This is a genomic window from Shewanella sp. Shew256 (genome assembly GCF_002196695.1).
Taxonomy (GTDB): Bacteria; Pseudomonadota; Gammaproteobacteria; order Enterobacterales; family Shewanellaceae; genus Shewanella; species Shewanella mangrovisoli.
In genome coordinates this window covers 1-14,715 of the sequence record NZ_NAJR01000018.1, presented here as the reverse complement: position 1 = coordinate 14,715, position 14,715 = coordinate 1, and the positions used below count along the sequence as shown (strand labels likewise).

The following is a 14,715-nucleotide window of genomic DNA, read 5'->3' as shown; positions in this document are numbered from 1 at the left end:
GTCGTCGCTTTGCGGCGTTCTAGATCTTAGCTTCTAAATCGCCTCTACCGCCATTTTCAGCACGACACTATCCTTTGGCATTAATGCTATACGAAACCCGACTCCGCTAAAAACTCGATTAATCAACTCAACACCGTTTTTACCTTTATCACTTTCGATATCAGACAATGCTTTACGGCTAACGCCAACCATTTTGGCATATTGGTCCTGGCTCAGTGATAACAACTCAACTCTCAGCCATTTAAGTACTTGACCTTGAGTCTTTTTCCCCGAAAAGAGATCCAATGTAGCGGCTAATAATAAATCTTCCCTATCTTTAAGGGTCAAAGGCTTTCGATTAACCGAAATTTTTTTTCGACCACCTCTGCCTTTTGTTTCAATCGAATCCGTTGCAACATTAGATGAAACCGTCATAATAGCCCCCATTGCTGCATTCTCGCTTCTAACGTGGCAAAACCAATTCCCGAATGCGCAAGAATCGATTCTGGCACACCCCGCTGACGTAAACGTTGCTCAAGACCAAGCAAACGAGCAGCGGTTTCATTCAAAGCGCTCATTAACTCATTAGGCGACAGTAAATCAGATAAATGTTCTGCAATTGCAGGAAAGTTATACACGCCACCTAACTCCATTCCCTCACCCCAGGTAAAGGTACGAGTGATCATCTCATAATCTGCTTTCATTGGCGCAAAATCATAAATGGGTGCCAGCTGGACGCGGTTTCCATACTTGATAAAAGAGGTATTTCGGCCATGATTATCTGAATTTCCAAAGGCAATATTTAATAAATCTCTACGTACCCATTCAATCACAAACGCCTCAATGCCACTCTTGCCTTCAAGCTCAGCCTCAACGTCGAGTAGCGTCCTGGTATTACCATAATTTTCTTTTTTATTAAACACGGCCAAAAGCCGTCTAATCACATCGACATGTAGCAAAGGCTTTGCTGTCGGCTCACCTAAAATGGCATAAACCGACTCCATGCCATAACTCACCATTGCTCCCGCCTCAACACCGTAATCAAAGCGTGGCAACCATAAAGAAGGGCCACGTTCAGCTTCAATAAGCTTCATCGACTCAACGGAAATAGTCTCAAAGCCCAATTGTGTAAGCTCATGATAAAAATGATACTCTGCTCGCAAAATATCGCCATCCAGAGTGGTTTTACCCCTTGGAAACTTAACTAAATAAGGCTGATCGAGATTACGCGGATCATCTTGAAAGGTATCAATCCAAACATCTTGCTGCGCATTTAATCGCACTAATAACTTAGGTGCGGCCCCGCCTGCGCCGGAAGCGCCACCTGCTGCTGCACCGCGAGACTGGGCATACTCAATAAAATCAATCTGCAACTCACTGACATCAGCGATACTAAAGGTAACAGGTAATGATCTTTTAGCCTTTTCAGGCACCGATTCTTTTATACGTAAGTTGCCAATTGGCGCGATAGTTCCATATTTCAACAATTGGAAATCACGTTCCAAATTAGGCAAATCCTGCAATCCAAGCCGCTTAACCCAATAATCCCGGCTGGAACCTGCTGGCATAATATCTTCTAAAAAACGATGCCAGTGAGGGCTTCGCAACGGGATATTATCAACGGGTAACGATACACTCACTGCAGTTTGCGCAAATTGATGGAAGTAAGACGTGACATGTTCGATCTCATAATTTAATACACATGGCCCGCCAGTGCCCTTATCTGGCGCATAAAACTCCACCAAAGCAACATCACGCCATTCTCCGGCAATGTTCATCTGCACCGTTAAAATTTGCATTACCTAACCCCTAAAAGCAGACGACAATTAATGAACACTATAGCACTCAAAAATAGATAAAACAGCTAATTAATGCAACCTACAGCACTCAGCAATTAAGAAAAATACTAATTAATGACACCTAAAAAACGCAAAAACAGTCAGAGAAAATAAGATGGGAGGAAAAGCAAAGACGTTGACGGTTGACTGAACGCTCGCAAGCTCACCGTCCGGGCGGAGCCCGTTCAGTAACCTGCAGCGGTAAAACGGCGTTCCTAGATGTATGGACTCCCTCCCACTAAGAGGATACGGTCTTAATCGATTCAAAGATTAGCCAAAGGAGTCCATACATCTCGAGCAACGCTCCAGCTTCTGTTATATGCCAGTAATCAAAAAATCGATAGCCGCTACGATCTCATCCCTGAAACTACTCAACTCATTGACAGGCTCACGTAAAATCTTCGTTGGTACACTTGCCATTTGGTGAGTTAACATCACGAAGTCACCCTCATCGATATGGATCACAGGGCATAAATGCCTAGGGGCTTTTTTCTCCAATAGTTCGACAGGTGTTAGCGGAATAACTAACCGAGTATTCAAGATATTAAGCAATTCACTTTGAACATCAACAAAGTAAGGATATGCAATTGCAGTGCTCTTATCGTGGTTTTGGTATAAGGCAAACTGTGACATTAGAATACTCGGTAAGAATCAGAAAATAAGCCTTGTTTTTCAACCAATTCATTGCAAGCGTTAATCGCTTGGGCATTTTGTTCTAACCATTCGGCTTTTAGGCGATGCTTTACTTCTTTCTCAAGAGCCTTTTCCATTGTCGCTGAAAGATTTATGTTCAGGCGTTTAGCTTCCGCTAATAACTCACTGTTTAAGCTTAAATTTGTAGCTTTTTTGTGTACTTGATTGCTATATTTGTTTCTCATAACAATAACCCATGCGCGTTGTTTGTGCGCATAAATTATAAGTATGGATAGGATATATAACAAGCCATCAAAGATGGCGCTGAGTGTATCTATAAACTGCAGCAGTAAAACAGCATTCGTAGAATGCTTAAGCGCATCGCTACTAGAGTCTAAACCCTAGAGCCACGTAGTGGCGTTCTAGCAGTTGCGTCGCAACGCCAAAGCGTCTCCCAGCCGAAGGCCGTCTTTTTTGCTGCGCCTTATATGCTATATACTCTCCCTGTATTCATTAAATCGTGCAATGGGCCTATGCAACAACTAAATGAAAGCATTATTTGATGCTCAGTTTGGTGCACTCAGTGCCGTCATTGCAGGGGCTCGTGGTTGGACGGACATTCGTGAATACGTTCTGGGTCACCATGAATAGTTTCGCCGTCAACAGTTAGATGTAATATTTGGCGAGGATGCCTGCCAAATTTACCGGGAGAATGCGGCATAAAATGTCGCTAATTTGCATCATATGTCACTGAACATGCTACGAGCTACAACTCAAGCCCATACCGATTACCGATATACTTTTCAATGACCTGCTTCATTGCAATTAACATCTTACTATTGAAGTCCCTACCTCCTGCAAATCAAGATATTCACTATATCGATTTGATTCTCGGCACAAACGCAGTGAAGTTCCGCCCTGAAAAACCAAGTTATCGAGTACCCAAGCTTCATCCAGTGCATACAAGATGTCGTAATGAAGAAGTTCTTTCTCAATGACAGGGCGCATATCCTTTGCGCCTCCTTGTTCCACAGCTTTAAGTTACTTTTATCCTACGAGTTTAGAAAATCAAAGCAAAATAAACCAACTACTTTTTATAGCACTTAAAGGTGTTGTACTGAACTCTTCATGGCTACTAGAAAAAGGGTATAGTTTACAATTACAAGATCGATACAAAAAAGTCAGTGGTTCAAATCAGTTGGCAGAGGCGCTTTGATACGTAAAAAGGATCTGTTGATTATTAATTGAAATAAGTTGAGCTACGCTGCCGTAAGCTCACCATTAAACGTTAAACGCTGATTGTTTCATGGTTTGCTCGGCTCGGCTGACCCCTAGCCGCTTAGCAACGGTTTGCCATTGCTTAACCGCCATTAATACTTCATCGTAAATTTGCGTGGCTTGGGTTTGCGAAAGTCGGAAGAAGTCTTTTACGTCAAAGGCTAATTGGTAGTCTAGAGCGTTGTCTGTATCGGTAATATTCAGATGCAGGCCATGCTTACCCACTATCGGGTTTAAATCATAAGCGGGTGATAACTTCCAACCATTCTTTGTTAATAAAAACCCATGGTTACGCAGGTGATCATCCGTGTTGGACACCGCAATATTAAACACGATACGTCGCCATAACTGTGCTAAATCAGCTTCGGTTTGCGCACCACAATTGGAAATAAATTCAGCAATCTCTAAGTAGCTGGCACCTTGAAATTGTTCACCATCATAGTATTGAAGCTGTGTCATGGCCGATGAAAAATGCAGTCGCTTTTCGCCATCGCGGTCAAACCGTTTTGTTAAAAAGGTATGGTGCTGTGACGAAAACTGCTTGATCTCACTTGGAAACATGTCAACACCTGCCGCCAAAGCCAATTCATAACAGACCATCTCCCATGCGCCCACGTCATGGGTATCATTTAGATTGGGAAACTTTGCAATCCACAAGTGGCCTTGTTCATCTGTGACACAAGCCTTGGGCCTTGCACCACCTAATGATGAGCCTGGAGAAATCAGCATTTTCAACCAGCGATAATACTCGTCACTGTCGATGTCATCGTCTTTTTCAATCTGCATGGCTGCGTGCTCTAGCTCTCGCAAAGAAGCCATTGGCGGCGCAGCAAATTCAGAATTGTCGTCCAAAAAAGCATTCGAGCCTGCTCGCTTAAATCGAATACCACCCATCCGGTAAGAGTCGTGCACGCCCAACAGGTAATCCAATTCGTTTAATCGACTTGTTGCTCGAATGCCTTTGCGCGCATCAATCGCCGCACGCCGTTGCATTAAAATACGTCCCCATCTATCAGGCGATGAATCAAGAAATGCGCGAAAGTTTTTATCGGCTTCATCGTTGTAGAGTTCACCGGAGTGAAGCGTCAAGATTGGATCAATTTGCAAGCGACAGGCTGAGGTTAAAAATGCTTTATCGTAGGCAAAACTAAACACGCCACCTCGGCTTGAATCGCTATAAGTAAGCCGCCCTATTAGCAGTGGCGCTTCGATTGGCTGCCAGTCGGCATAGACTTCGACGATTTCACGGCTCATCTTGAACCTTCCAGCAATTTTATGTTTTGCAGCTTGATACCCACTTCATCATGAGCGGCCATTTCCGCAAAGTTGCTTTCCATGCCAAGTACGGCCATTACTTTTAAGTAAGTGCCTATGGCAACGCCCGGATCACCTGCGAAGACTTTGTTCACGGTTTTATGATCAAAACCAGTACGTTCACACAGCAGCTTTTTTGTAAAACCACGTCGTTTCATCGCCAACAACAAGTCCTCACCAAAATGAGTCAGGATTTTGCGTTGCTTTGGAAACAGTACATTGTGTAAATCACGCTTAGCCACATCACCAACCAAAGGGACTATATTCCCACTATTCAGCCATTAATGGGAATATAGTCCAACTTTGAAATCAAAGCAACTCTAACATGTGAAAGGCAGGACTATATTCCCACTTTACTGAATATTATAGGATTTATATCCAACTTTTAGGTTTAGATTGCGCGTTGGCCAAAGCGATGATGTGAATCCCTGAATGTCAAAGGCAACCAAATCACACTTTTCTGAGTGGAAGTACCAACTATACTTCACACTGCAAGCAAGGTCACAGGTGTTGATCTGGGGCTGTTTCATTTCGCCATCGAATCGAATGGCAAAAAGATAGCCAACCGAAGATTTGTAAAGCGTGCTGAGAAAAACCTCAGACGTAAGCAGCGCCAGCTATCAAGAAAAGCAAAAACTAGATTGATGGTCGCCAAATGCCATGAAAAAGCAGCGAATGCTCGCGCTAATTTAGTAAATCAGACTATGTTGATTAAGTTCAGCTATGCTGCCGTAAGCTTACAATCAGTTTACGCCGCCTACGACTGCCGTTGGTTTCTTTGGCTTTGTCCTGCCCTGTACATATCCAGCCGTGTGAGATTTTGGTTGCCTGAGTCTGAGTTAAATGGGCAATTAACTCTGCGGTTTGCTCAACAGATTACAGGCTTTGTGAACCGCGACATTTTCAGACTTGAGCTTCTCTGACAAGGTGTAATCGGCAAGGTGACGGCGGACCGTTGATTCATTTATCCGTAATGCTTGAGAAATCATTGCCGCGGTCCAGCCTTCGGATGCAAGAAGTACTGCTTTAATGCGGTCACAAACAAGCCCGTCACGCGTTTGAGCATGCAGGGTCTCTAGGACTTGTTTTTGGTCAGGAGTAGTCTCGTGACAGCGACCTTAATCCTCATGTCACTGAAAATCAAGCATCTTCATTGTTCACGAGTATAGGAGGGTTGAGCCATATCTGATTTCCTCTTCTTAACTGACCAATACTCGCACTTTTGCGAGCACTTCATTTAGCACTGCAACGGGAGCTTTTTCGATATACTTGACGTCCCTTGCTGCGTAGTCAATCGTCTTGACTTGTTGACACAAAACAACACCTTTGGTTTTGTCGGTATCAACAGCAACCTCGAAACCATGACCTCTAACCCTAGATGTTATTGGCGCGACTAAAGCAAGTTGAATTTGCTTGTTGAACGGCTCAGGCGAAAGTACCAGCGCAGGACGATGATGAGCCTGCTCGTGTCCCGCAGATGGGTCAAAATCAATCCACACTATGTCACCTCGTTTTGGGGTGTAACTCATTAGATTTCTTCCTTGCCTACAGGTGACGAACTCAGCCATTGAGTATCTTCTGAATCAAGTTCAAAAGACCCTTTTGGACTGGCACTTAGCAACTCATCAAGTGTGAATATTGGGGTTGCTGGGCTCATCACAATACGCCCCTGAACAACCTCTATTTCAACTTGATCCCCCATACCGAACCCTGCCTTCTTCAGCACGGCAGCAGGGATAATTGCTCCAGCAGAGTTCCCCCATTTTTTGATACTGGTCTGCATATTAACCTCACCAACTATGATACATTGTTTAAACATGCTACCACCAAATATGGGGTTATACAATGTATAACTTCATGTTAAGGTGCAATATCGAGTGCTTGGCTGATAGCTCGCGGATCAACATCAAGATACGGCCAACCCAGCAATTCAAGAGTTCTAGAATTAAAGGCGGCTGGACGGTCATTTCTGCTTATGGAAGCTGCGTAAGTTTCGATACTATCGAGCAGCGGCTAACGAAATAAAAAGCATCACACGATAGGGCGGTGAGAAGTCACTCAGTATCTGGATAAAAATACCGTAATGGTTCCATTTGTTGATGAAGGATGCGGAGGATGTAGATCCCATAAGTCTGTTTTTTATAGAAAATCGCATGTTTATGATGATTATGACGTCGAAGTTCTTTAGCAATTTCTGGACACTCATGCCCCATTAGAGGCTGCTCAGTGATTGCCAACAAAGCATTATGCATACTTACCGTATAGTCATCCGCTTGCTTAACACCAAAGTTCAATAGGGTGTATTCAAAAATTCGCTCAAAGTCTTCGGCAGCAAGGTTGGAAAGTTTATACATTGTGCTTTTGTTTCACCATTGCAGCGATGTCATGAAGTGATAATGCGCATTCACCACTTTGCTCACCAGCTTCAATCGCCATTTTCAAAGCTATCGTCTGGTTTTCTTGTCTTTCTAATAGTCGTAAGGCAGAACGAACAACTTCGCTTGTCGAGCCATAGCGACCTGACGAAATAAGCTGACTGACAAATTCATCTAACTGTGATCCGATAGTAACACTGGTTGTCCGTGACATGTTTCCACCTATTTGTGTGAATAGTTAACACAGCAATAATATATGATGTTAGATACCAAATCAAAGTAATGTTAATGAGTAAGCGTCTAGGCAAAGGCACAAAAATGCTGGCCACACCTAAAAACCTTGCTACTGCCAAGACAACACTCAAAAAATGAATGCAGAGATAGACTTAGGCTGCTTCCAATACCGTGATTATTTCCCCAAAAGTAAAAAAGTCGCTCAATTTGAGCTGTTGCAGCGTGAGAAACATCCTGATCGTGAATATCCATTTTTCAATGATTTTGCCTATCAGTGGTTTGAACGCAAAAAGGCGACGTGGAAAAATAGCTATAGAAACACCATACAAAACGTTTTAGATAAGTATCTGATCCCACAATTTGGCAATACATTGATGAATGAGATCACCCTATCGCAGGTCGATTTTTATCGTCAGCAGTTAATGCAAATGGTGAGAGCAGATAATACCCGTCAATTATCTAACCGTCGCATTAATAACTTACTGTGGCTCATCGTCTCCATGGTAAGCCTCGCGGCAGAAGAATATAAATTTGAATACCCATTGAGACGCTATCGCTCACTTAAAGAAGAAAAGGCTGAGTCTCATCCGATGACGATAAAGGAGGTGGAGGATGTCAAATTGGCCTTGGGTACTTTCTACCCTCTGATATCTCGATTCGCCATGCTTGTGAGTAGTCATAGACATTCCGTTATTTAGCTAATTGGTATTCTTTGACCAAGCAAGGCAGCGGGATTTTAAGCCCCTCATTCAGCTTGCGGATCATGTTCAGACTAAGCCGACGTTGGCGGTTTAGCACTTCTGATACTCGGCTACGTTGCCCAAGGAACGGCACCATATCGGCATCAACAAGCCCTTGCTGTTCCATGCGAAACTGAATGGCCGCGATTGGATCTGGCGTTTCAATTGGAAAATGAGCGTCCTCAAACGCGCTCACCAGCGTGATCAACACTTCCAGCTCATCACCCTCTGGCGTGTTAGGTTCAGCATCAAAAAGCTGTTCAATACGCTTTAAGGCTGCTTCATTATCAGCCACGGTTCTGATCGGTTTAATTTGCATTGCAAACCTCCTAAATTGTGGTTGCATCAACTTTGTCATACTCAGCATGAGAACCAACAAAGCGAACATAGACCATTGCAAACTTGTAATTCACGGCCACAATAAGACGGTACTTATTGCCGTGGATGTTGAATACCACCCTGTTATTGCCAACAAAACTCGCGTTGCGGTACAACGCTTTTATGTCTTGCGGATTTTGCCAGTTAGCGTTTTTAGCTTCCTCGTACCATGACTTGAGAGGTTGCTCACTATCTTGATAAATGGGCTGCTCCCAAAACTCCCGCAATGCGACTCTTGAAACAACTCTCATGCAATCCCCTTTTCTATATTTCCCATTATGGGAAACGCATAAACGATAGTCAATAATTAATTTCCCTTTTTGGGAAAGTATATTAATTTTTTGATTTTTACCATATTGCTGCGAGCAAGCGTGTACTCTCCTTCATGCTCGGGTATTTGTGGGATTTTGGGATTGTGGGATTGTGTAGCTAAGAAGGTTCTGCTGGAATTGACATCCTCCCCCCCCTAAAGGAGGTGGAGGATGTCAATGAATCACTCTTGCCTAAAGCCGCTTAAAAAATTCTGAGGAGCTCGTAGCACTTTTTGCAATTAAATCAATTTTTTTACCACTGACTAGGTAAGCGTAATCGCGTGTGGAATATCCGTAGAATATGGATTTCATCTTGCTTAACCCTGTACGGGATGATGAACGGGTAATCCTGTATAACCTGTTCCCGTGTACCAACTACGCGCCCAGCCCGTCCCATGGCGGGTTGCACCGGCAATAAGTTCACTAAGCGGTAAACGTCTTGCACGAATGCTTGAGCGACCTTGGGGTTGTCTTTGGCTAAATAATCATACGCATCTTCAAGATTTTGCGCGGCCTTGCGCAACCATTTAACCCGCATTGTTCCCCCAACGCTGGAACTTGGCATTCATCTCGTTCTCTGGCACAAAATCACCGGCATCGGCTTCACGTAATGCGGCTTGGATTTCAGCAATTTGCCAAGCTTCCCGGTCTAAATAATCCTGAATCGCTTGGCTGGCCAACCACGATTTAGTTCTGCCAGTTGACTGGGCAAGCTGTACCAGCTTTTGCTCGATTTCATCGGATAAGCGCACTGACATGACACTCATGGTAAACCTCATCATACAATGTATACATCAAACTACATTACACTGATTGAGGATAAATTGCCATGTTTGGCTTATCAGCCAAACTGAATGTTAGTATCCGTCCGGTGATCTGCACCTAGCCTAGTTTTGCATTCCAAGGTAACAAATGATCCAGGCTTTCTGGCTTGAGTGACAGCTGATCTAGGCAGTACATGAGATAGTCAAAAGGCATCAGCCCATTAGCCTTGGCAGTTTCTATCATGCTGTACAGTATGGCACTGGCTTTTGCTCCATTGGCCGTATTGGCAAATAGCCAATTTTTACGGCCAATGACGAACGGCTTTATGGCTCGCTCTGCGCGATTATTGTCGATATTCAGTCGCCCATCCTCAAGATAGCGGTTCAGATTGGGCCATTGATTTAGGCAGTAGGTTATTGTCTTCCCTAAGCTGCTTTTAGGTGGCACATGGCGTTGTGATTTCTCCAGCCAACGATGCAACTCATCCTGTAAGGGTTGGCTGTGCAGCTGCCTTTGTTGGCGGCGAACCTCGGGGCTTGAATCTTTATTCAAGGTTTCGATTCGGTAGATTTTCTGGATATGGTTCAGAGCCCAGTTTGCCTTGCCCGTTTTGCCTTTAGGCTGAGCGATTTCAGCCTCTGTGAACTTACGACGAGCATGGGCCCTGCAGCCCACGAGTTCGGCATCGGTTTTAGCATAACCGGCGTAACCATCGACTTGCAGGTAACCACTAAATCCGTCGTTTATTTGAACTTGATGGATGAATAATCCGATACTGGTATAGGTCTAAATTTAGGTCTATACTTAGGTCTTGGTATAACTGTCGCAACAGTAGAAAATGGAGCTATGATGTTACAGAAAATTTTATGTGGCTATACCACACCGATCAGCAAGTTCAAATCAAACCCCAGTGCTGCATTAGCCGAAGCCCAAGGAGATGCAATTGCGGTGTCATCTAATAACCAAATCCAGTTTTATGCGGTACCGGCGTCACTGTTTGAAGAAATGACGGCGTTTTGTGAGTTTGCCCAACGTGGCACCACCACATTGGAAAGCATCCCTGCCCAGTTTACTGCTGCCAATCTGAACATGGATAAGGTTTCGACTCAGATGGCTAACAAACTGAAGCAAGGTGCCAAGTGACAATTTGAGGAATGGAAGTAAAGGCGGTACGCATATTTACGCATCCCTATTTAAAAGAGGCCCTAGGTGAGCTGGCTACCAAAGCATTAGTAGATGATTTTCGGGTGTATAAGGAAGGTAAAGGCCTGCCTACCACCTTTGGCCGCGACGTTCCTTACCTGTTTACCCATAACCGCTCGTATCTTGAATTACAACATCTGCATTTCAAAGCTGCAGGTTTTCCGCTCAAGCTAGTGCAATTCAAACGGACCAGCGGTTATGTTCTGGTGTATTGTCCAGGCTTCTTCAACAGCCATTGTTACCTACTGATAGCCATCATTAAACATTGGGATAAGAACAAGCCGAATGATGTCAATAATACCGATCGTGATAGCGGCTTAATGAACCAACTGGAGAAAATAGCCGAAGGCTTCAGGGAGCAGTTTTAATCATACCGAATTTACCCAACGCGCCAAAAATGTAAAGTTAGCCTACATTAAGGCCTTGTTGCTTGTCCGCTGATACAGCATATCTCGACTCTCTACGAGCTTGTTGGATCATGGCTGTTTATTGGCAATTAATGTGAGTCCGCCAAGATAAATGTAAGCCCGTTGTTAATTAATCTGCGTCCATTGGCAGTTAATGTGAGTCGGTGGTCCCGCTTATTATCAGCTAATGTGAGCCCAGTTTGGCGGATGTAATCGCGCCGAAGGGATTATGTGTGCAAGCCACTACAGTTACCAAACATATCGTTCTCCTATGATTCAGAAGAACAAGGATGGCGACATATGGTCAAGTTATGAAGGTGTGCTTCGGCGGACGCTTACGTTATTCTCGATAATTGCTCCTGCATTATTCTACCTTCGCCCGTCCCTGGGCTCGTACCTCCTGCATCTAACTACCATGGAGGGTGGAAATGTCATATTTTGTATGGAACAAAATTGACCATGCAGTCGTTCGCGGGAATGACAGAAAAGAGAAGGATTACGGAACGCTCGCGCGCTCACTCACCGTCAGGGCACAGCCCGCTCCGTTATCCGTAAGTCACGCAGTGACGTTCCGTAGCCGCAAAGCGGCGTTCGTAGAAGCTATCGCTTCGCTGCCAGAGTCTAAAGCGACGTAGTGGCGTTCTAAAGCGAGCTGGCGAGCGTCCTAGGGCCGAAGGCATCCTAGCAGCAGTGCTTTTTGCTGCGTACTTGCGGCCGAAGGCCGTCCTAGCCGTTACGAAGCATCATCATTGCGCTATTTGTATTGCCAAAATTCATCAAAAGTTTCGTCATTAAACATCGCAAGATCAAAAATGTCGTTAAAACTCCCCCGTCGGCTACGTTGGTTTAATTCCTTTTGTATCGCTTGTACTGTTTTGATCTTAGTCACTTTTGCGAGTAACTCTTCAGTTTCAATCGTGAGATGATCACCATATTGGGCCAACTCCCTAGCGCGTGATGCTTTTGAACCACCCCCAAAACGTTGCCAAATCATACTTTTAATATCATCGCCATTCTGCATTGATTGATAATCTTGATTTAATAAACTAATTTTAACCTGCAACGCAGCCTCAATACGTTTAATCATATCTGCATCGGCCTCAAGCTTATACTCTGGCAGATATTCAAGAGCCAACATCAGCAAGGCGACAGCATCCTTGCTTTTCTTGGCTTGAGATAGTTGCTGCATCAACTCTTTTTTTAGCGCCTTTTTAGCAGCTTCAGGCTCTTTATCGGGATGAAATTGATTCGCCAATTGTCGATACAATTTGGTCATGGTTTTATCGCTAAATAACTCAACGCTTAATGCTTGCTCTGGTTGACTCGATTCAAAGAAAAAATCATCCTCTTGGGCATCATACTCAGCCTCATCTTGCTCAAACGCATTTTCAGCGTCGCCGTCATCAAAAGCCTTATTGTGCTGCTCAGCCAATTTTTGATCAAAAAATGCCTGGAACTTCGCCGGTTCATCAATGAGTTCAGACAGTTGCGCATCGTCTATATCCAACTCAAAGCCAAACATAGATTCTAACTCTTCACGAAAAGCATCAAGCTCGTGCTGACCAATGTCTTGCTTAGGCAAGGTTGCTTGATAAGCCATAAGCAAGCTAGTGAAGCTATCGCGTATTTCGTGAGTATTGATAGGATTAAACGGGTTCGATTCAATAATACTTATTTCTTCGTCAATCCATTCTAGCAGCGCCTCCCGTTGGCGACCTTTAATGGATTTACGCGGCACAAAAGTCAATAAATGACGCACCCATTGGGCTGAGGCTTCACATACGGCCTGCTCTTTTTCAAGTAATTGTGAGGTGAACTCGCGATAAAAACCCTCTAATTTTGTTTGATAACGTTTATTTCTTAATTGTTTTTTTTCGTAGTCTTGCCACAATTTTTCGAGTGTTTGCGAGCGGTTACGTGATTGACTTGAAGCCGAAGTATTGATGATGTTCATTAATGACATAAATATTTTCTTTTGATGAAATGTTTACAAACCCGAGTGACCCAAAGTACAAAACTCGCATACCAAAATAGCGAAAAACGTGCCGACGTCCTTAGCAAAGCGACGTTCGAAGAACGCTAGAGCGCTAGAGTCTAAAGCCAGCTTGTGAGTATCCTAGATTCTCGCGACTAAAGGCCGTCCTCGATTCTCACTGCCACAAGCAATTACTTATAAACCAAGCAATGATTGATCAGTTGATTCTGTATGCTTTGTCGTTGGTTCAAAAAAAGTAGCACAGTAACAAGAGACTCATCATTAATGTAGCTAACCTCGTACAGTATTCTAAAATCCTCTTTTATCGCGTGCCTTACTTGAGTAATGCCAAGTTCAACTAACTCTTGACATAATGCATGGCTCAAAGGATTTTGCGTCACAGATGCTTCAAATGCCTCAATAACTGCCTCAACTCTCTCAATAATAGTGATCTCGTCATGCCATTGGGAATAGTGAGATATAGCACTATCTACGGTATCTTCAAATGTCTTGGTATATTCAAGTTTTACCACAGACATACTACTTATTATCCTTTAAAGCCATTTTACGACCCGCCAAGCGTTCCTTGAATGCACTTGATGACATAGTGCGGCCATTTTGTTGATCGCTTTTTGCAAAACTGACTAGCTTGAGTAAAGCTATCGCCTCATCACGTCGATTTCTATCCGCTACCGACTCGATAACGTAAGCAGGTACACCATTTTGAGTAATAATCATCGGTTCATCGAGGGTTAAGCTCGCGGCATTTTTCTTCAAAAAACTGATTGTTTCTATGTTCATAGGTTGATGCCTAGTTGATTAATTGAAAATAAGAAAACCCATTCACTAAGCCAAAATCATATCATGCGATAGATTAAAGACCAAAAAAAGACTAAAAAAAGACTAAAAAAAGACTAAAGACATCAAAACGCTTAACGCCGTGCTGACGGTTGACAGATTACGAATTACGGAACGCTCCAAGCTCAACTCACCGTCAGGGCACAGCCCGTTCCGTAACCTGTAATCGCAAAAAGCGGCATTCCTAGCCCCTAGCAGCGAGCTTGCGAGCGTCCTAGCAGTTGCGCAGCAACGTCCTAAATTCTCGCGCCACGCAGTGACGTTCCGTAGCCGCAAAGCGGCGTAGAAGCTAGAGCGAGCCCCCCTGTGTCAGGATTGTTGTCACCCCTAAATAATCATTATTTTTAAAGACAGGGTGCGGCAAAAGAGAACAAAATGGCTCGGTATTCACCAGAACGTAAAGAGGCGATCCTTAAAAAATTATTAC

General features: G+C 43.9%; 23 protein-coding genes and 3 pseudogenes. 6 read left to right on the top strand and 20 right to left on the bottom strand.

Annotated features, from left to right (window positions below; genetic code table 11):
• Positions 1-33: 33 nt before the first annotated feature.
• From B5P39_RS21555 to B5P39_RS25205, 5 genes are all read right to left on the bottom strand, one after another.
• Positions 34-414, bottom strand: a complete 381-nt coding sequence (locus tag B5P39_RS21555) for a helix-turn-helix transcriptional regulator (protein WP_086904820.1) — start codon at positions 412-414, stop codon at positions 34-36.
• The gene (locus B5P39_RS21550) at positions 411-1,778 is read right to left on the bottom strand and encodes a type II toxin-antitoxin system HipA family toxin (protein WP_088212883.1); all 1,368 of its coding nucleotides are present in this window, start codon (positions 1,776-1,778) and stop codon (positions 411-413) included. The genes B5P39_RS21555 and B5P39_RS21550 overlap by 4 nt, the downstream gene beginning before the upstream one ends.
• A gap of 354 nt (positions 1,779-2,132) precedes the next feature.
• Positions 2,133-2,450, bottom strand: coding sequence for a CcdB family protein (locus B5P39_RS21545; RefSeq protein ID WP_014610892.1), 318 nt, complete (start codon positions 2,448-2,450; stop codon positions 2,133-2,135).
• Positions 2,450-2,695 carry a type II toxin-antitoxin system CcdA family antitoxin gene (locus B5P39_RS21540; RefSeq protein ID WP_014610893.1) on the bottom strand — a complete coding sequence of 82 codons (246 nt, stop codon included), beginning with the start codon at positions 2,693-2,695 and terminating at the stop codon, positions 2,450-2,452. Before B5P39_RS21540 ends, B5P39_RS21545 begins: the two co-directional genes overlap by 1 nt.
• A gap of 580 nt (positions 2,696-3,275) precedes the next feature.
• Complete coding sequence (locus B5P39_RS25205; protein ID WP_041412043.1) at positions 3,276-3,458, bottom strand: nucleotidyl transferase AbiEii/AbiGii toxin family protein; 183 nt, start codon at positions 3,456-3,458, stop codon at positions 3,276-3,278.
• Between B5P39_RS25205 and B5P39_RS25200 the strand changes: the two genes are divergently transcribed.
• Positions 3,445-3,666 (top strand): AbiEi antitoxin N-terminal domain-containing protein, encoded by a 222-nt coding sequence (locus tag B5P39_RS25200; protein ID WP_205403036.1) that lies wholly within the window; start codon positions 3,445-3,447, stop codon positions 3,664-3,666. The genes B5P39_RS25205 and B5P39_RS25200 overlap by 14 nt on opposite strands.
• Before the next feature lie 65 nt (positions 3,667-3,731).
• Here the strand turns inward: B5P39_RS25200 and B5P39_RS21525 are convergent, their stop codons facing one another.
• Together B5P39_RS21525 and B5P39_RS21520 are read right to left on the bottom strand one after the other, a co-directional pair.
• A complete protein-coding gene (locus B5P39_RS21525; RefSeq protein WP_088212882.1) occupies positions 3,732-4,982 on the bottom strand; it encodes a type II toxin-antitoxin system HipA family toxin in 1,251 nt (416 codons plus the stop codon).
• Positions 4,979-5,284: a helix-turn-helix domain-containing protein gene (locus B5P39_RS21520; RefSeq protein WP_004249763.1), complete on the bottom strand. Its 306-nt coding sequence runs from the start codon at positions 5,282-5,284 to the stop codon at positions 4,979-4,981. The genes B5P39_RS21525 and B5P39_RS21520 overlap by 4 nt, the downstream gene beginning before the upstream one ends.
• A gap of 222 nt (positions 5,285-5,506) precedes the next feature.
• Between B5P39_RS21520 and B5P39_RS21515 the strand changes: the two are divergent.
• Positions 5,507-5,734, top strand: a pseudogene (locus B5P39_RS21515) (transposase); the annotation flags it as partial.
• Positions 5,735-5,774: 40 nt separating this feature from the next.
• On the opposite strand, the pseudogene B5P39_RS21510 reads toward B5P39_RS21515, so the two are convergent.
• The 5 genes and pseudogenes from B5P39_RS21510 to B5P39_RS21490 form a co-directional block, all read right to left on the bottom strand.
• Positions 5,775-6,112: pseudogene (locus B5P39_RS21510) on the bottom strand (helix-turn-helix domain-containing protein); the annotation flags it as partial.
• Positions 6,113-6,241: 129 nt separating this feature from the next.
• Positions 6,242-6,571, bottom strand: coding sequence for a type II toxin-antitoxin system PemK/MazF family toxin (locus tag B5P39_RS21505; RefSeq protein WP_014610905.1), 330 nt, complete (start codon positions 6,569-6,571; stop codon positions 6,242-6,244).
• Entirely contained in the window at positions 6,571-6,861 is a 291-nt protein-coding gene (locus tag B5P39_RS21500) for an AbrB/MazE/SpoVT family DNA-binding domain-containing protein (protein WP_232015277.1), read from the bottom strand. The genes B5P39_RS21505 and B5P39_RS21500 overlap by 1 nt, the downstream gene beginning before the upstream one ends.
• Positions 6,862-7,096: 235 nt before the next feature.
• The gene (locus tag B5P39_RS21495) at positions 7,097-7,396 is read right to left on the bottom strand and encodes a type II toxin-antitoxin system RelE/ParE family toxin (protein WP_086904817.1); all 300 of its coding nucleotides are present in this window, start codon (positions 7,394-7,396) and stop codon (positions 7,097-7,099) included.
• Positions 7,389-7,631 carry a type II toxin-antitoxin system ParD family antitoxin gene (locus B5P39_RS21490; protein ID WP_014610908.1) on the bottom strand — a complete coding sequence of 81 codons (243 nt, stop codon included), beginning with the start codon at positions 7,629-7,631 and terminating at the stop codon, positions 7,389-7,391. The genes B5P39_RS21495 and B5P39_RS21490 overlap by 8 nt, the downstream gene beginning before the upstream one ends.
• Positions 7,632-7,785: 154 nt before the next feature.
• On the opposite strand from B5P39_RS21490, the gene B5P39_RS21485 reads away from it, so the two are divergent.
• On the top strand, positions 7,786-8,349 hold the full coding sequence (locus B5P39_RS21485) for a phage integrase central domain-containing protein (RefSeq protein ID WP_254915836.1): 564 nt from the start codon (positions 7,786-7,788) through the stop codon (positions 8,347-8,349).
• On the opposite strand, the gene B5P39_RS21480 is transcribed toward B5P39_RS21485, so the two are convergent.
• The 5 genes and pseudogenes from B5P39_RS21480 to tnpC all read right to left on the bottom strand — a co-directional run.
• A complete protein-coding gene (locus B5P39_RS21480) occupies positions 8,342-8,710 on the bottom strand; it encodes a helix-turn-helix domain-containing protein (protein WP_014610936.1) in 369 nt (122 codons plus the stop codon). The two genes, B5P39_RS21485 and B5P39_RS21480, sit on opposite strands and share 8 nt — an antisense overlap.
• Before the next feature lie 10 nt (positions 8,711-8,720).
• Positions 8,721-9,020 (bottom strand): type II toxin-antitoxin system HigB family toxin, encoded by a 300-nt coding sequence (locus tag B5P39_RS21475; RefSeq protein ID WP_014610937.1) that lies wholly within the window; start codon positions 9,018-9,020, stop codon positions 8,721-8,723.
• Positions 9,021-9,333: 313 nt separating this feature from the next.
• Positions 9,334-9,618 (bottom strand): type II toxin-antitoxin system RelE/ParE family toxin, encoded by a 285-nt coding sequence (locus tag B5P39_RS21470; protein WP_069453194.1) that lies wholly within the window; start codon positions 9,616-9,618, stop codon positions 9,334-9,336.
• Positions 9,608-9,847: a type II toxin-antitoxin system RelB family antitoxin gene (gene relB / locus B5P39_RS21465; RefSeq protein WP_069453195.1), complete on the bottom strand. Its 240-nt coding sequence runs from the start codon at positions 9,845-9,847 to the stop codon at positions 9,608-9,610. Before relB ends, B5P39_RS21470 begins: the two co-directional genes overlap by 11 nt.
• A gap of 115 nt (positions 9,848-9,962) precedes the next feature.
• Positions 9,963-10,583, bottom strand: a pseudogene (gene tnpC / locus B5P39_RS21460) (IS66 family transposase); the annotation flags it as partial.
• A gap of 111 nt (positions 10,584-10,694) precedes the next feature.
• On the opposite strand from tnpC, the gene B5P39_RS21455 reads away from it, so the two are divergent.
• From B5P39_RS21455 to B5P39_RS21445, 3 genes are all read left to right on the top strand, one after another.
• Positions 10,695-10,988: an antitoxin of toxin-antitoxin stability system gene (locus B5P39_RS21455; RefSeq protein WP_086904668.1), complete on the top strand. Its 294-nt coding sequence runs from the start codon at positions 10,695-10,697 to the stop codon at positions 10,986-10,988.
• Between the two features lie 11 nt (positions 10,989-10,999).
• Complete coding sequence (locus B5P39_RS21450) at positions 11,000-11,416, top strand: type II toxin-antitoxin system YafO family toxin (RefSeq protein ID WP_088212880.1); 417 nt, start codon at positions 11,000-11,002, stop codon at positions 11,414-11,416.
• 467 nt (positions 11,417-11,883) lie between these two features.
• Positions 11,884-12,090 (top strand): hypothetical protein, encoded by a 207-nt coding sequence (locus B5P39_RS21445; RefSeq protein ID WP_014610942.1) that lies wholly within the window; start codon positions 11,884-11,886, stop codon positions 12,088-12,090.
• A 119-nt stretch (positions 12,091-12,209) separates the two neighbouring features.
• Here B5P39_RS21445 and B5P39_RS21440 read toward each other — a convergent pair whose 3' ends face one another.
• From B5P39_RS21440 to B5P39_RS21430, 3 genes are all read right to left on the bottom strand, one after another.
• On the bottom strand, positions 12,210-13,418 hold the full coding sequence (locus B5P39_RS21440) for a J domain-containing protein (protein WP_088212879.1): 1,209 nt from the start codon (positions 13,416-13,418) through the stop codon (positions 12,210-12,212).
• Between the two features lie 203 nt (positions 13,419-13,621).
• On the bottom strand, positions 13,622-13,969 hold the full coding sequence (locus tag B5P39_RS21435) for a type II toxin-antitoxin system RelE/ParE family toxin (RefSeq protein ID WP_055647497.1): 348 nt from the start codon (positions 13,967-13,969) through the stop codon (positions 13,622-13,624).
• Between the two features lies 1 nt (position 13,970).
• Positions 13,971-14,231: a type II toxin-antitoxin system Phd/YefM family antitoxin gene (locus B5P39_RS21430; protein WP_055647496.1), complete on the bottom strand. Its 261-nt coding sequence runs from the start codon at positions 14,229-14,231 to the stop codon at positions 13,971-13,973.
• Positions 14,232-14,715: the final 484 nt, after the last annotated feature.

Bases quoted from the DNA above. Each gene is read 5' to 3' on its own strand.
- B5P39_RS21555 (WP_086904820.1), bottom strand. From the start codon at position 414: ATGACGGTTTCATCTAATGTTGCAACGGATTCGATTGAAACAAAAGGC.
- B5P39_RS21550 (WP_088212883.1), bottom strand. From the start codon at position 1,778: ATGCAAATTTTAACGGTGCAGATGAACATTGCCGGAGAATGGCGTGAT.
- B5P39_RS21545 (WP_014610892.1), bottom strand. From the start codon at position 2,450: ATGTCACAGTTTGCCTTATACCAAAACCACGATAAGAGCACTGCAATT.
- B5P39_RS21540 (WP_014610893.1), bottom strand. From the start codon at position 2,695: ATGAGAAACAAATATAGCAATCAAGTACACAAAAAAGCTACAAATTTA.
- B5P39_RS25200 (WP_205403036.1), top strand. From the start codon at position 3,445: ATGACAGGGCGCATATCCTTTGCGCCTCCTTGTTCCACAGCTTTAAGT.
- B5P39_RS25205 (WP_041412043.1), bottom strand. From the start codon at position 3,458: ATGCGCCCTGTCATTGAGAAAGAACTTCTTCATTACGACATCTTGTAT.
- B5P39_RS21525 (WP_088212882.1), bottom strand. From the start codon at position 4,982: ATGAGCCGTGAAATCGTCGAAGTCTATGCCGACTGGCAGCCAATCGAA.
- B5P39_RS21505 (WP_014610905.1), bottom strand. From the start codon at position 6,571: ATGAGTTACACCCCAAAACGAGGTGACATAGTGTGGATTGATTTTGAC.
- B5P39_RS21500 (WP_232015277.1), bottom strand. From the start codon at position 6,861: ATGTTTAAACAATGTATCATAGTTGGTGAGGTTAATATGCAGACCAGT.
- B5P39_RS21495 (WP_086904817.1), bottom strand. From the start codon at position 7,396: ATGTATAAACTTTCCAACCTTGCTGCCGAAGACTTTGAGCGAATTTTT.
- B5P39_RS21490 (WP_014610908.1), bottom strand. From the start codon at position 7,631: ATGTCACGGACAACCAGTGTTACTATCGGATCACAGTTAGATGAATTT.
- B5P39_RS21485 (WP_254915836.1), top strand. From the start codon at position 7,786: ATGAATGCAGAGATAGACTTAGGCTGCTTCCAATACCGTGATTATTTC.
- B5P39_RS21480 (WP_014610936.1), bottom strand. From the start codon at position 8,710: ATGCAAATTAAACCGATCAGAACCGTGGCTGATAATGAAGCAGCCTTA.
- B5P39_RS21475 (WP_014610937.1), bottom strand. From the start codon at position 9,020: ATGAGAGTTGTTTCAAGAGTCGCATTGCGGGAGTTTTGGGAGCAGCCC.
- B5P39_RS21470 (WP_069453194.1), bottom strand. From the start codon at position 9,618: ATGCGGGTTAAATGGTTGCGCAAGGCCGCGCAAAATCTTGAAGATGCG.
- relB (WP_069453195.1), bottom strand. From the start codon at position 9,847: ATGAGTGTCATGTCAGTGCGCTTATCCGATGAAATCGAGCAAAAGCTG.
- B5P39_RS21455 (WP_086904668.1), top strand. From the start codon at position 10,695: ATGTTACAGAAAATTTTATGTGGCTATACCACACCGATCAGCAAGTTC.
- B5P39_RS21450 (WP_088212880.1), top strand. From the start codon at position 11,000: ATGGAAGTAAAGGCGGTACGCATATTTACGCATCCCTATTTAAAAGAG.
- B5P39_RS21445 (WP_014610942.1), top strand. From the start codon at position 11,884: ATGTCATATTTTGTATGGAACAAAATTGACCATGCAGTCGTTCGCGGG.
- B5P39_RS21440 (WP_088212879.1), bottom strand. From the start codon at position 13,418: ATGTCATTAATGAACATCATCAATACTTCGGCTTCAAGTCAATCACGT.
- B5P39_RS21435 (WP_055647497.1), bottom strand. From the start codon at position 13,969: ATGTCTGTGGTAAAACTTGAATATACCAAGACATTTGAAGATACCGTA.
- B5P39_RS21430 (WP_055647496.1), bottom strand. From the start codon at position 14,231: ATGAACATAGAAACAATCAGTTTTTTGAAGAAAAATGCCGCGAGCTTA.